Source organism: uncultured Mucilaginibacter sp., from assembly GCF_903893715.1.
Lineage (GTDB): Bacteria > Bacteroidota > Bacteroidia > Sphingobacteriales > Sphingobacteriaceae > Mucilaginibacter.
Genome location: NZ_CAITNG010000107.1, coordinates 1 through 14076, shown reverse-complemented (window position 1 = coordinate 14076; position 14076 = coordinate 1). Strand labels below are relative to the sequence as shown.

At 42.8% G+C, this 14076-nt stretch carries 13 protein-coding genes; 7 read left to right on the top strand and 6 right to left on the bottom strand.

Annotated features, from left to right (window positions below; translation table 11 throughout):
• Window positions 1-22: 22 nt before the first annotated feature.
• From QZX97_RS11920 to QZX97_RS11895, 6 genes are all read right to left on the bottom strand, one after another.
• Window positions 23-370 (bottom strand): HPF/RaiA family ribosome-associated protein, encoded by a 348-nt coding sequence (locus QZX97_RS11920; RefSeq protein WP_295655680.1) that lies wholly within the window; start codon window positions 368-370, stop codon window positions 23-25.
• A 14-nt stretch (window positions 371-384) separates the two neighbouring features.
• Window positions 385-1320, bottom strand: coding sequence for a tyrosine-type recombinase/integrase (locus tag QZX97_RS11915; RefSeq protein ID WP_295655681.1), 936 nt, complete (start codon window positions 1318-1320; stop codon window positions 385-387).
• Between the two features lie 93 nt (window positions 1321-1413).
• Complete coding sequence (gene rpsU, locus QZX97_RS11910; protein ID WP_295655682.1) at window positions 1414-1605, bottom strand: 30S ribosomal protein S21; 192 nt, start codon at window positions 1603-1605, stop codon at window positions 1414-1416.
• Window positions 1606-1853: 248 nt separating this feature from the next.
• On the bottom strand, window positions 1854-2324 hold the full coding sequence (locus QZX97_RS11905; protein WP_295655683.1) for a DUF3368 domain-containing protein: 471 nt from the start codon (window positions 2322-2324) through the stop codon (window positions 1854-1856).
• On the bottom strand, window positions 2302-2529 hold the full coding sequence (locus tag QZX97_RS11900; protein WP_295655684.1) for a UPF0175 family protein: 228 nt from the start codon (window positions 2527-2529) through the stop codon (window positions 2302-2304). Before QZX97_RS11900 ends, QZX97_RS11905 begins: the two co-directional genes overlap by 23 nt.
• A gap of 59 nt (window positions 2530-2588) precedes the next feature.
• Window positions 2589-3761: an acyl-CoA dehydrogenase family protein gene (locus QZX97_RS11895; protein WP_295655685.1), complete on the bottom strand. Its 1173-nt coding sequence runs from the start codon at window positions 3759-3761 to the stop codon at window positions 2589-2591.
• Window positions 3762-4154: 393 nt separating this feature from the next.
• Here QZX97_RS11895 and QZX97_RS11890 point away from each other — a divergent pair, with 393 nt between their 5' ends.
• The 7 genes from QZX97_RS11890 (at window position 4155) to QZX97_RS11860 (ending at window position 13656) form a co-directional block, all read left to right on the top strand.
• Window positions 4155-4775 (top strand): TetR/AcrR family transcriptional regulator, encoded by a 621-nt coding sequence (locus QZX97_RS11890; protein WP_295655686.1) that lies wholly within the window; start codon window positions 4155-4157, stop codon window positions 4773-4775.
• Window positions 4776-4799: 24 nt separating this feature from the next.
• Complete coding sequence (locus QZX97_RS11885) at window positions 4800-6164, top strand: TolC family protein (RefSeq protein WP_295655687.1); 1365 nt, start codon at window positions 4800-4802, stop codon at window positions 6162-6164.
• A 36-nt stretch (window positions 6165-6200) separates the two neighbouring features.
• Window positions 6201-7295, top strand: coding sequence for an efflux RND transporter periplasmic adaptor subunit (locus QZX97_RS11880; RefSeq protein ID WP_295655688.1), 1095 nt, complete (start codon window positions 6201-6203; stop codon window positions 7293-7295).
• A 25-nt stretch (window positions 7296-7320) separates the two neighbouring features.
• Window positions 7321-10743 carry an efflux RND transporter permease subunit gene (locus QZX97_RS11875; RefSeq protein WP_295655689.1) on the top strand — a complete coding sequence of 1141 codons (3423 nt, stop codon included), beginning with the start codon at window positions 7321-7323 and terminating at the stop codon, window positions 10741-10743.
• 132 nt (window positions 10744-10875) lie between these two features.
• The gene (locus QZX97_RS11870; RefSeq protein ID WP_295655690.1) at window positions 10876-11418 is read left to right on the top strand and encodes an ORF6N domain-containing protein; all 543 of its coding nucleotides are present in this window, start codon (window positions 10876-10878) and stop codon (window positions 11416-11418) included.
• Between the two features lie 261 nt (window positions 11419-11679).
• Complete coding sequence (purB, locus tag QZX97_RS11865; protein WP_295655691.1) at window positions 11680-13023, top strand: adenylosuccinate lyase; 1344 nt, start codon at window positions 11680-11682, stop codon at window positions 13021-13023.
• Between the two features lie 84 nt (window positions 13024-13107).
• Window positions 13108-13656 carry a NifU family protein gene (locus QZX97_RS11860; protein WP_295655692.1) on the top strand — a complete coding sequence of 183 codons (549 nt, stop codon included), beginning with the start codon at window positions 13108-13110 and terminating at the stop codon, window positions 13654-13656.
• Window positions 13657-14076 lie beyond the last annotated feature (420 nt).

The following is a 14076-nucleotide window of genomic DNA, read 5'->3' as shown; positions in this document are numbered from 1 at the left end:
TCAAAAAACGGTGTTTTTGCGCCTATACTTCGTCGGCCAGGATGGATAAAACAGCTTTGTTAACAGCTTCAACCCCCTTAACTTTCTTTTGTTTATGCTTATCTATCTGCTTTATCAGCGATTCGATGGCTAAATCTGTCCCTTCTTCGAACGTTTTGCACTGGTGCTTGGCAAATAACTGGTTGCCCGGCAACGTTACCTTTATCTCGGTAACCTTATTGGCTTCATCTTCAACATTCTCAAGTTTTAAATAAACTTCGCCGCTAATAATCTGGTCGAAAAAAAGATCAAGCTTGTCTGCTTTTTTTTGGATAAAATCCAATAGTTTTTTGTCGGCATTGAAGTGGATGGATTGGACTCTGATTTTCATGATGTACTCCTTTTTTAAGCCTTTGGATGGGCTTGTTTGTAAATAGACTTTAATCGCTCAACTGAATTGTGGGTATAAATTTGGGTCGCGCTCAGGTTGGCGTGGCCCAAAAGTTCTTTAATGGAGTTTAAATCGGCTCCGTTGTTTAATAAGCTGGTGGCAAATGAGTGCCTTAATACGTGCGGGCTCTTTTTATCCTGGGTGGATATGTACGAGAGGTATTTATGCACAATAAGGTATATCATCTTTGGGTAGGCTTTGGCACCTTTACTTGTAACGAACAATGTTAAAGAATTGTTAGAAAAATCTTCACTTTTTTTTAAGTTTAGATAGATTATCAATAAACCCTTCAGTTCGTTATTGATGGGGATGATGCGCTCCTTGTTGCGCTTGCCCAATACCTTAATGGTATTGTCGTACAGGTTTACATCGCTATCTTTAAGCCCTACCAGCTCGGCAAGGCGTATACCCGTACCAAACAGCATTTCGATGATGAGCTTATCGCGTACACCGGTAAAGCTGTCTTCAAAGTTATCGCTGTTGGATAATAGCGACATAATCTTGTCTTCTTCTACCACCACCGGCAAACGCTTGGGTATTTTGGGCGCCTGTATTTTTGATGCCGGGTTTTGCGTAATTAAGCCCTCGCGCACCAAAAACTTGAAGAAAGTACGCAGCGCAGCAATTTTACGATTGACGGATTTTGCGGTTTGCTGATGGTTCATCAGCTCCACTATCCAGTCGCGTATGTCGTTATAAGTGATAGACGATATATTGGCGATGAGGAGCGCTACTTTGGTATCTATCTCATCTGCCGGGAGTTTTGCATATTGGCCCGATGTGGCCGTATGCAAAAAGAATTGTTTCAGGTCGTTTTGGTAAGCGGTAACCGTATGCGGCGAGAACCGCTTTTCGTATTGAAGATATTTTACAAACCGCTCTAAAACCATAAAAACTACTTATACATTCAATAGCATGAATGTACAAATAGTTTTAATATGAAGTAGAAAAAAAATTAAACTTCTGTTAACAACAAAAGCAAATTAGTTTCCTTCAGAGTTCATGTTTTGAATGTAGATGGCGTGCTTAATTTCGGTGCGGCGTGCTACAGATTTTTTTTCGAAGGCCTGACGGCTGCGAAGTTCTCTTAACACTCCTGTTTTTTCAAATTTCTTTTTGAAGCGTTTTAGTGCTTTATCTAATGATTCGCCGTCTTTTACGTTGATAATGATCATAGTTCTAAAAAATACCTCCTTTCAAGGGCTGCAAATGTACAGACAATGTTTTGAAAATCAAAAAGGTAATTGGAAAAGAATTATATTATCGAATATTGAAGTAAAGGTAAACCCAATACTTCAATATTCGTCATTCAAAATTCAGCGTTCTATATTCAACACCTACTTGCTCAACACTTCCCTCGCAATAACGATCTTTTGTAAGTTAAAAGGTAATTAGAAAAAATATAATTTTAATTGGATCACAATTATTCTTCGGCTTGTTTTAACACGTCCAAATATAGTTGATCTGTTATCCGGAAGTTGGTGTTTTGAATTCTAGCCATGATGGGTTTAACACTTTCAATTTGGCCCGACCACTTTGCTCTCAAAACAACCCCTAATGTACCGGTATAGTTCAGATTTAACTGTCTTGCAAGTCGCCTTGCTTCCAAATCATCTAAAACCAATAGGGCGGGTGATAATTCAGTAGCTAACGCTATTGCACTCGCTTCTCCTGCATCTACTTCAATTTGGAGTACTTCTTGTAAATGAATATCGGCCACTTTTCTTATTTCGACCCAATTTGGTAATGGAAAACCATATTCTGCCGCTACTATATCTGTAGTGATTATATTGTCAAAAACAGATCTTAACAACTCCATTTCTCCTATCTTTTCAAGAAGGATAAAACAGGTTGTATCAGCAATTACTATATTAAAATTTGGAGGCGTCTTCAACAATATCTTCGATAGAATAGTTGATAAGAGATACATTATAATCGCCTAAAATTTCCGCAAAGGTGCGTTTAGATAATCCGGCCATTTCAGCAGCATGGCCCAAGGAAAGTTTACCGGATTCATACAACTTTGCTGCAATGAACCGCACGGTATCCTTTTCATACTCCGCAAGGTTATCTGGTACCTGTAATGTTATGGTAGTCATGTTGTAAATATAATAATTATAACATTAACGCAAAAATCGTTCTAAGTAATGCAAGTACCCTATTCTTTTATCACTTCTCTCGCGATCACGATCTTCTGTATCTCGCTCGTCCCCTCGCCTATCGTGCACAGTTTGGCATCGCGGTAAAATTTCTCCACCGGGAAATCTTTGGTGTAGCCATAGCCGCCAAATATCTGTACCGCTTCGTTGGCGCACCGCACCGCAACTTCGGATGCATAATATTTTGCCATGGCCGATTGCTTGGTAACCTGTTGGCCACGGTTCTTCAAATCGGCTGCCTGTAGTATCAATAGCTCGGCGGCTTCTATTTCGGTTGCCATATCGGCCAACTTAAAGGATATGCCCTGGAAACTGCTGATGGGCTGCCCAAATTGATGTCTTTCCTTCGAATATTTAACCGCCGCCTCAAAAGCCCCCTTAGCAATACCTAATGATAGGGCCGCGATGGAGATACGCCCGCCATCCAACACCTTCATGGCCTGTTTAAAGCCTTCGCCCTCTGCACCCAATAGGTTTTCTTTCGGCACACGGCAATTGTCAAATATCAGCTCCGTAGTTTCGGATGCGCGCATGCCCAGTTTGTTTTCCTTTTTACCGTGGGTAAAGCCCGGTGTACCTTTTTCTATCACCAATGCCGATATGCCATGCGAATCGCCCTTCTCCCCTGTACGCACCATCACCACAGCGATATTGCCCGATTTTCCGTGGGTTATCCAGTTCTTCGATCCGTTCACCACATAATAATCGCCATCCAAAAAAGCTGTTGTGGCCATGCCCATCGCGTCCGATCCGGTATTGGCTTCGGTGAGCCCCCAGGCACCAATCCACTCGGCAGTAGCCAATTTTGGCAGCCAGCGGTGCTTTTGCTCTTCATTCGCGAAAGCTAAAATATGCCCTGTACACAATGAGTTATGTGCTGCTACAGATAAACCAATCGAACCGCAAACCTTTGCTATCTCCACGATTACACTTACATACTCAAAGTATCCAAAGCCCGAACCGCCATACGCCTCGGGTACCAAAACACCCATCAAACCCAGCTCACCCAATTGCTTAAACAGTTCTATCGGGAAGGTCTGTGCTTCGTCCCAGTCCATTACATGGGGTCGTATATTTTTTTCGGCAAAATCTTTAACCATTTGAGCCACCATGCGCTGGTTTTCGCTCATCGAAAAGTCGTACCCGGTGGATACTTCGGCACTAAAATCCATCTCTTTTTTTAAGTTTATATGCAAACATAGTAAATAAAAAAGCACCTGCCCGGGTTCAAAAACTATCTAAATAACAGAATAAAACGGTTTTTGGTATAGATAGTGGGTTTAGTTGATTTAAAGAATGGACACCCTTAAAAACCTTCCTAAAAAAAATTTAAATAACCGGTCATTCAAACTTTTTTTAACTTTCTGCTGACATAGGGTTGTCAATCACGGGTTGTTAATTTACATTTTTAACGATAGCACAATGGATAGAAATGTAACATGTCAATAAAAAAACGATCTAAAACATCCCCTAATGTGGCTCGGCAGCTTGCTTTGTCAGCTTAACGTAATGATAACACAAGGAAACTATGAAATCAAAAAATGTTTCCATAGTTTTGTCTCGTTATGTCAGACGTACAAAAAGAGCGGATTTTAGAAGGGGCAGAAGAGCTGTTTTTTAAAGCAGGCATCCGCAGTATCACCATGGATGATATTGCGAAGCATTTGGGCATGTCCAAAAAGACGATCTATCTTCATTATAAGGACAAGGACGAATTGGTTACGGCCCTGGTGCACACCAAGCTTGAGCAGGACAAATGCGAAATGCAGAACGTTATAGAAAACTCGGCGAACGTTTTGGAGGAGTTGATCAATATGATGAAATGTTCGGAGGAATTTTTTTCGAGGATAAACCCTGTTGTGATATATGACCTGCAAAAATACCACCCGGGCGCATGGAAACAACTTCAGGAGTTTAAGGCACAGTTTGTTGTGGACAGCATGCGGACGATGATGGCTAAAGGTATTGAACAGGGGTACATAAGGCCGGATATCGATTTAGGTATTATTGCGCGTATGCGGATATGGCAAATTGAATTGGGCTTTAATACCGAGGTTTTCCCCCCTCAAACATTTAACCCCTGGAAAGTACAGATCCAGCTGATGGAACATTTTGCCTACGGCATTTGTACTGCAAAGGGGCGAAAGCTGTTGGATCATTATAAAAACATTATAGAACAAGAATAACAAACCAAACAACCACCATATACAATGAAAAAAAGTTTATACATACTCATCATCTGCCTGCTGTTTTACGCGAAAAACGGCATGGCACAACAAACGGCACCGGCGCAAAACAACTATAGCCTTGCCGATTGTATCAAATATGCTTATGAACATCAGGATTCAGTAAAAAATGCTGAACTGGATGTTAAAAGCGCCGATTATAAAATAAAGGAAACTATCGGCACGGGCCTGCCGCAAGTTAATGGTTCAATTAGTTTCCAGAAGTATTTTCAGGCGCCGGCAACAGTAGGGCCGTCTAGCTTTTTTACGGGCCAACCTTACGACCCTGAAGCAGCATTGGTCAAGTTCCCTTTTGGCGCCACAACGTACACCAATAACTATGGGGTACAGGCCAGTCAGCTTATTTTTAGCGGCACCTTTATTGTAGGCTTACAGGCGGTAAAAACTTTTAAGGAGTTATACAACAAAAGCCTTGTTCGTTCTAAAATTGAGACCAATGTAAACGTAACCAAGGCATACTATCAGGCACTGGTAAGCAACGAGCAAATAAAGTTGTTGGATGCCAATATCAATCAATTAAAACAACAACTGGATCAAACTACTTCCATGAACAAACAAGGTTTTGTGGAGAAGATAGATGTTGACCGCCTCACTGTTTCGTACAATAACCTGATTACCAATCGTGAGAATGTGGCACGCGCACTTCAATTATATGTGCAAATGCTCAAATTTCAAATGGGGATGCCCATTGAGCAACAAATTACGCTCACCGATAAGTTGGAAGATATTAAATTAGACCACCAATTGGCCGAGCTGAGTGTTGACACAACTTTTTATAAAAACCGCATTGAATACAGTTTGCTGGAAACCAACGTAAAGTTGAATATGCTTGACGTTAAAGACAAGAAAGCAGCCTATCTGCCAACCGTGGCCGCCAATGCGGGCTATACAGTAGCTTTTGAAGAAAACCATTGGAGATATTTGTACGACCACAGCTATCCTTTCAACTTTATCGGGCTGTCTGTCAATGTCCCTATTTTTAGCGGGGGCCAAAGGCTTAACCAATTAAAACAGAGCCAAATCAACGTTCAAAAAGCCCAAAACGATTTGTATAACGCCAAAAACGGCTTTATGCTGCAGGCCACTGCCGCGCAGGTTACGTTTTTCAACAGCATACAATCGCTCAACAACCAAAAACGCAGTCAGGATTTGGCACAGGAGGTTTTGCGGGTATCAAAAATAAAATACCAACAGGGCGTAGGTTCGAGCATCGAGGTAACGCAGGCACAAACCGACCTGGAAACTGCCGACAACCAATATATACAGGCATTGTACAACGCTTTGATCAGCAAGGTGGATCTGGACAAAGCCTACGGAAGGATCAACTAAAATATTTAACCAAACACGTAACAACACCATCACAACATGAAAAGAATATTTTTACTAAGCGCCCTGATAGTTTTGGCCGCTTGCAACAATAAACCCAAAGATCCAAAGGCCGAGCTTGCCGACCTTAAAAAACAACAGGCCGACCTCGCGTCGAAAATATCGGCGCTTGAATTAAAGACCGGTAAAACAGATTCGGTTAAGTTGACCGACGTAAGCACCATGCCGGTAAAAAAAGGCAGTTTTATCACCTATGTCGAACTGCAAGGCAAAATTGACGCGCAGGACAACGTGACAGCTTACCCGCAAGCACCCGGTATGATTACCAACTTGTATGTTAAAACCGGCGACCATGTTACCAAAGGTGAAGTATTGGCGCAATTAGATAACAGCGTGTTAAAACAAAATATCGCGCAAGCCGAATCGCAAGCCACGCTGGCTAACGAGGTATTTACCCGCCAAAAAAACCTGTGGGACCAAAAAATAGGTACCGAAATACAATTTTTGCAAGCCCAAACTAATTTGCAAAGCGCGCAAAAACAAGTTGCCGCATTACGCCAACAGGCCGATCTATACCGCATTACATCACCTATCAATGGTACAATTGACCAAATGGACCTGAAATTAGGACAGGCCGCATCGCCGGGTGCAACAGGCATCCGTATTGTAAATGCCGATAACCTGAAAGTGAAAGCCGATGTTCCTGAGTCGTACTCGAGCAAGGTAAACCAAGGGCAGGATGTTAAAATTGTGGTACCCGATGCCAATGATTCGCTAACCACTAAGTTGACCTTCGCCGCAAAAGTAATCGACCCGGCATCGCGCAGCTTCGCCATCGAAATAAAACTGCCTACCCGCAAAACATTGCGCCCCAATATGACCGTGATGATAAAAATTGCCGATTACAGCAAAACCAATAGCATTGTGGTGCCGCTAAATGCCATACAAAAATCGGAGCAAGGCGATTTTGTTTTCGTTAACGATGGCGGTACAGCCAAACGCAAAGCCGTTACCTTGGGCGCAACCTATAACAGCCAAACCGAAATATTATCGGGCTTAAATGAAGGCGACCAATTGATAACCCGCGGCGCAAGCGATGTGGAAGATGGCGATAAAGTAAAAGTTTCTCAATAAGTTTTAAACTAAAAACCGATCTGAAATGAAAGATCTTGAAAAAGAATTTGGGCCATCAAGCTGGGCCATCAAAAATAAAACCGCGGTATATGTGCTCATATTTTTGATCACGGTACTGGGTTTGATCAGTTATAACAATTTGCCCAAGGAAAACTTCCCCGATATCGCGCAATCGAAGGTATTTGTTACCACGCAATACCTTGGCCAATCGCCCCAAAACATCGAGTTGTTGGTTACCCGTCAAATCGAGAAGCAATTAAAATCGCTGAAAGGATTAAAAAAGGTCACTTCCAACTCGGTACAAAACGTATCCATTATTACCGCCGAGTTTAATGCCAATATTGCCATTAAAGATGCCAAGCAGGATGTTAAGGATGCTGTTGACAAGGCCAAGCAAGACCTGCCGCAAAACGACAATAACCTAAAAGATCCTATCATAAGTGATATCAACGTAGCCGATTTGCCTATCATGTACGTCAATATCTCGGGCGATTATGATCTGAAAAAGTTAAAGGAATACGCCGACAACCTGAAAGACGATATTGAAGGCTTTAAAGAAATCTCGAAAGTTGACGAAGTTGGCGCGCTTACGCCAAACATACAGGTGAATGTGGATTTGGACAAGATGTCTGCAGCGCAAGTTGGCTACGGCGATATTATCCAGGCCATTGGCAACGAAAACATCATCAGCACGGCAGGTAACGTGATTATGGATGGTGTACAACGCCCCATTGACATTAAAGAAGACTTTAAAAGTGCCGATGAAGTTGGCGCCATGATTATCCGTAATCCGGCAGGCAAAGCAGTTTACCTGAAAGACATTGCCGAAATTAAAGACGGCTTTAAAGATCAGGAGAGCTATGCGCGCTTAAAAACCAATGATAACCCCAACTTTAAAAATGTAATTACACTAAACATTAGCAAACGTGCCGGCGAAAACCTGATTCAGGCATCGGATAAGATTAATGCGCTGATTGCTCAAAAACAAAAAACGGTTTTCCCTAAAGGTTTAAGTATTACCGTTACTGGCGACCAGTCGGACAAAACCCGTTCAACCTTGAACGACCTTATCAATACCATCATCATCGGTTTTATTTTGGTAACCGTTATCCTGATGTTTTTTATGGGTACTACCAACGCTGTATTTGTGGCGCTATCGGTGCCCCTGTCGTGTTTTGTGGCCTTTTTGGTGATGCCGGCTATCGGTTTTACCCTGAACATGATCGTATTATTCTCATTCCTGCTGGCCCTGGGTATTGTGGTAGATGATGCCATTGTGGTAATTGAAAATACGCACCGTATTTTTGCCAACGGTAAAGTACCTATTAAACAAGCTGCAAAAATGGCCGCAGGCGAAGTGTTTTTACCGGTATTTTCGGGTACCATGACCACCCTTGCGCCATTCGTGCCCTTAGCGTTTTGGAACAGTTTGATCGGGCATTTTATGTTCTTCCTGCCTATAACGTTGATCATCACCTTATTGGCATCGTTACTGGTTGCATACATCATGAACCCGGTTTTCGCAGTCGATTTTATGAAACCGCATTATAAAGGCGAGCACGACAATCCTAAGTTCGATAAAAAGGTACTGCGCTCGTTGCTCATATTTGCGGTTATTGCCGTATTGGCGTATTTGATCAATAAGGGCCTGGGCAACTTTGTTGTATTCGCGGCTATATTATACCTGTTCAATCATTTTGTATTGCTGCGTACCATAGATGCATTTCAAAACAATATATGGCCCAAGTTCCAGTCGTGGTATGCCCGCTGGTTAGAACGTGCGGTACGCAGGCCGGGTACCATTTTGCTTGGCGCGGTAGTATTGTTCATCCTAACATTTGTATTTATGTCGGCGCGGGCCCCCAAAGTGGAGTTCTTCCCCAATGCCGACCCTAACTTTGCTTATGTGTACATTACGCTACCGATAGGCACCGACCAATCATATACCGATAAGATAACCCGCCAGTTGGAAAAACGTGTTGCCGATGTGGTAGAACCTGATAAGGATGTGGTATCTTCCATTATATCCAACGTAAGCGTTGGCGTTACCGACCCGCAAGACGAAGACCAGGGCACCTACTATAATAAAGGCAAAATTACCGTAGCCTTTGTTGAATTTGCCAAACGCCACGGTAAGGATACCAAAAAGATATTGGCTAACATTCGAAAGGAAGTACAAGGTCTGCCGGGCGTGCAAATAGCCGTAGCACAAGAGCATGGCGGCCCGCCAACGCAAAAAGATATCAGTATCGAAATTATTGGCGATAATTTGGATAGCCTGGTTAAAACCGGCGAAAGGTTGAAAAAACACATTGCCGCGCAAGGCATAGCCGGTATTGAAGACCTGCAACCCGACGTGCAAAGTGATAAACCTGAAATTGTGTTTGATGTTGACCGTGAGCGTGCCAACCGCGAAGGCATTAACACGGGCCAGATTACCCAGGCTTTAGGTGCTACGGTTTATGGTGCCAAAGCCGGTGATTTTAAAAACACCAAAGAGGACAATTACGAGATTACCGTTCGTGGTAAAGAGTCGCAACGCAACGATTTGGATGCCATACGGAACATGAAAATCACCTACCGCGATTTTGCTACCGGCGGTGCTATCCGTCAGGTACCCATATCTGCCTTTACAGATATCAGGTTTACCAACACCTACAGCAATATAAAGCGTAAACAACAAAGGCGTGTACTTACCCTAGGCTCGAGCGTGGTGCAGCCCTACAACGCCAACGAGGTAAACGCCAACATTTTAAGGGCCATCAATACCTTTAGCAAGCCCGATGATGTAACCATCAGGATGGGCGGTGGCCAGGAAGACCAAATGGAGGCCATGACCTTCTTATTGACAGCACTGGGCGTATCTTTTGGTTTGATATTGGTAATATTGATGACACAGTTCAATTCCATCGGTAAAACCTTTATCATCATCAGCGAGATATTCTTCAGTATCATCGGTGTGTTCCTGGGCGTGAGCATCTTTGGGATGACCATCTCGATTGTAATGACAGGGGTTGGTATCATTGCCTTAGCCGGTGTGGTAGTGCGTAACGGTATATTGCTCGTTGAATTTACCGATATGCTGATAGAACAGGGCGGAAGCCTACATGACGCCGTTGTTGAAGCTGCCCGTACCCGTATGACGCCGGTATTGTTGACAGCAACAGCTGCCATTTTCGGATTGGTGCCATTGGCTGTAGGTTTTAATATTGACTTTACGGGTTTGTTTACCAGTTTCCAGCCGCATATCTTCTTCGGTGGCGATAACGTAGCCTTCTGGGGTCCGTTATCGTGGACGATGATATTCGGGCTTGGTTTTGCCACCATTATTACGTTGATATTGGTGCCATGCATGTACATTATCCGTGTACATATGAAGAACTTTTTTTCAGGCAAAAAAATCAGCGATGACGAGAGCATCGTAAAGCTTGAAGAAACAGTCGCCTAAAATTAGTTTATTTGTTTGTTAGCCCCGCATGATTGTACCATGCGGGGCTTTTTTGTTGGGATAAATCCAATGTTTGAGGTCGCAAATTGCGACCTCAAACATTGGAAATTAATTATTAATTTCGATTGAAATATGAAGGAATTACAAAACCAGTCAATTATACCCGATGAATTAGTGATAAACAAAATTTATCATATTCGCGATCAAAAAGTAATGTTAGACAGCGACTTAGCAGAGCTTTATGGTGTTGAAACACGAAGGCTCAATGAACAAGTAGCAAGGAATTCAGATCGTTTTCCAGAAGATTTCATGTTCCGATTAACCGGTGACGAATTTGAAAGTTTGATGTCGCAAATTGCGACATCAAAGATAGGAAGAGGCGGTAGAAGAAAACCACCTTACGCATTCACCGAGCACGGAGTATTAATGCTGTCAAGTGTTTTAAATAGTCCTCTGGCCATACAGGTAAATATCCAGGTAATGCGCATATTTACTCGTTTTAGAAAACATGTTTTGGACCATAACGAATTTAGCGCGCAGCTAAAAGAGATGAACAAGCAACTGAATAACAATACGCAAAACATTGAACTGGTTTTTCAATACCTGGATGAGTTAGAGAGAAAAGAGGTACCCAAACCGCGCAAAAGAATAGGTTATAAATCGGACGACCTGTAAGCTCCAGGAGCCATTTCATCAACACTTTTTGTAAAGTCCTGCAAATTTTCTTATATTGTATGGAATGTTGACTAAAGAGAATATTAGCGAAATTAAAAATTCAAACACCCATAAATGCCCATGGGCCAAATCCGAAATTGAACATCCGTCCCGATAGCTATCGGGATCCGAAATTAAAAATTCAAACACCCATAATTACCCATATTCCATTTTACATCATCCATCTTCCATCTTATCACTATCTTTGCAAAAAATTTGACAATGACGCTTTCTCCACTATCTGCAGTATCACCGGTCGATGGCCGTTATCATAATACTACCAAACAACTATCGGCCTACTTTTCGGAAGCCGCGCTCATAAAATACCGTGTTTTTGTAGAGATAGAATACTTTATCGCCCTTTGCGAAATACCTTTACCGCAACTGCAGAGTTTTGATAAAACATTGTTCGATAGCCTGCGCCGGATATATTTTGACTTTACCGAAGCCGATGCCCAATCCATCAAAGACATTGAAAAAATAACCAACCACGATGTGAAGGCGGTTGAGTACTTCATCAAACAAAAATTCGACGCGCTAAAACTGGATGCTTATAAAGAGTTTATCCACTTCGGCCTCACCTCGCAGGATATCAATAATACCGCCATACCCTACTCGTTTAAATTGGCTGTCAATCAGGTTTACCTGCCGGCATTACAAGAGGTGATAGACTTGTTAAAAACTTATGCTGCCGATTGGGCCGAAATACCCATGTTGTCCCATACCCACGGCCAACCAGCTTCGCCAACCCGTTTAGGCAAAGAGCTGATGGTATACGTGGAACGCCTGGAAGCTCAACTGGAGTTGTTTTACACAATACCCTACTCGGCCAAGTTTGGTGGTGCTACGGGCAACTTTAACGCACATAACACTGGTTATAAAGCTATCGACTGGAAAGCTTTCGGTAACCTTTTTGTAAATGCCACGCTTGGACTTAAACGTTCGCAATACACCACACAGATTGAGCATTACGATAACTTTGCCGCACATTGCGATAACCTTAAACGTATCAACAACATCCTGATTGACCTTGACCGTGATATGTGGACCTACATATCCATGAACTACTTCAAACAGAAAATAAAGGCAGGCGAAATAGGTTCATCGGCCATGCCGCATAAAGTTAACCCTATTGATTTTGAGAACTCGGAAGGTAATCTGGGTATTGCCAATGCTTTGTTTGAGCATCTGGCGGCCAAACTGCCTATCAGCCGCCTCCAGCGCGACCTGACCGATTCGACCGTTCTGCGCAATATCGGCGTTCCGATGGCGCACACGCTCATTGCGCTCAAATCGACCATGAAGGGCCTTGGCAAATTATTACTGAACGAACCGGCCCTCAAAGCACACCTCGAAGCCAACTGGGCCGTGGTTGCCGAAGCGATACAAACCATCCTTCGCCGCGAAGGCTACCCCAACCCTTACGAGGCTTTAAAGGACCTTACCCGCACCAATGCCGAAATAAATGCCGAAACCATAGCCGCGTTTGTTGGCACATTGGATGTGGACGACACGATAAAGAACGAGATAAGGGCAATTAGCCCGGCTACTTACACGGGTATATAATTTACAGGTCATAATTGGTAAACCTGCACGCAAACACCAAAAAGCATAGTAATTTTGTAGCACAATTTTTGAAAGGAAGATAACATGAATATCAACGTATATACCGAATCGACGCCGAACCCGGCCACTATGAAGTTTATTGTAAATAAACTGCTCATTAACGGAAGTGTTGATTATGCCACTAAAGAAAGCGCCGAGAAATCGCCTTTCGCAAAAGAATTGTTCAAGTTCTCGTTTGTTAACGGCGTATTTTTTGCCAGCAACTTTGTAACCGTAACTAAAACGGAAGGCAGCGACTGGAACGACCTTGAACCCATTTTGAAAGAGTTTGTTAAAGGCGCGGTTGAAAGCGAGCTGGCAGTACAGTTAAAAGAACAGGAAGAAGTTGCCTTTGAAGGTACTGATGCCGAAATCAAGATACAACAAATACTGCAAGACTATGTTCGCCCGGCGGTTGAACAGGATGGTGGCGCCATAACCTATAAATCTTTTAACGAGGGTGTGGTAACCGTTGAACTGCGTGGCTCGTGCAGTGGCTGCCCATCATCCACCATCACGCTGAAATCGGGCATCGAAAATCTGTTGAAACGTATGGTGCCCGAAGTTACCGAAGTTGTTTCAGAAGCGATGTAATATATTGATAACGCTTTCGTTATCATAACGATAGTACAAAGTGTTAATTGTTTTTTACTATAGTTGAATTAAATACCGGTTTGCGCCAGCGGGCCGGTATTTTTTTTGAGTTACAGGTAGTAGCGTAAACTCCAATGCAAAACTTGTACATCGAACTGCCATATAATAATAACAACGACGAAGCTCAAAAGAAGCTCCCTTAAGTTTTGGCGACGTTTCATGTAAAACCAGATAAATAACGAAGCCGCAATGTAAATCGTCAGCTGAAAGTGGACCGATTGGGTGCTAAGCTTGTGGAGTGTTTCCAAAGATTAATTAACTTTAAGACAATGGAAACCAAGAAGAAACAAACAGCAGAAAACTATATCAAAGAGATTCGCAGTAAGACCAGAAGAATATTCACTTCAGAACAAAAGATAC

Excerpts from the sequence above, each read along its gene's own strand:
- QZX97_RS11920 (WP_295655680.1), bottom strand. The coding sequence starts at position 370 with ATGAAAATCAGAGTCCAATCCATCCACTTCAATGCCGACAAAAAACTA.
- QZX97_RS11915 (WP_295655681.1), bottom strand. The coding sequence starts at position 1,320 with ATGGTTTTAGAGCGGTTTGTAAAATATCTTCAATACGAAAAGCGGTTC.
- rpsU (WP_295655682.1), bottom strand. The coding sequence starts at position 1,605 with ATGATCATTATCAACGTAAAAGACGGCGAATCATTAGATAAAGCACTA.
- QZX97_RS11900 (WP_295655684.1), bottom strand. The coding sequence starts at position 2,529 with ATGACTACCATAACATTACAGGTACCAGATAACCTTGCGGAGTATGAA.
- QZX97_RS11895 (WP_295655685.1), bottom strand. The coding sequence starts at position 3,761 with ATGGATTTTAGTGCCGAAGTATCCACCGGGTACGACTTTTCGATGAGC.
- QZX97_RS11890 (WP_295655686.1), top strand. The coding sequence starts at position 4,155 with ATGTCAGACGTACAAAAAGAGCGGATTTTAGAAGGGGCAGAAGAGCTG.
- QZX97_RS11885 (WP_295655687.1), top strand. The coding sequence starts at position 4,800 with ATGAAAAAAAGTTTATACATACTCATCATCTGCCTGCTGTTTTACGCG.
- QZX97_RS11880 (WP_295655688.1), top strand. The coding sequence starts at position 6,201 with ATGAAAAGAATATTTTTACTAAGCGCCCTGATAGTTTTGGCCGCTTGC.
- QZX97_RS11875 (WP_295655689.1), top strand. The coding sequence starts at position 7,321 with ATGAAAGATCTTGAAAAAGAATTTGGGCCATCAAGCTGGGCCATCAAA.
- QZX97_RS11870 (WP_295655690.1), top strand. The coding sequence starts at position 10,876 with ATGAAGGAATTACAAAACCAGTCAATTATACCCGATGAATTAGTGATA.
- purB (WP_295655691.1), top strand. The coding sequence starts at position 11,680 with ATGACGCTTTCTCCACTATCTGCAGTATCACCGGTCGATGGCCGTTAT.
- QZX97_RS11860 (WP_295655692.1), top strand. The coding sequence starts at position 13,108 with ATGAATATCAACGTATATACCGAATCGACGCCGAACCCGGCCACTATG.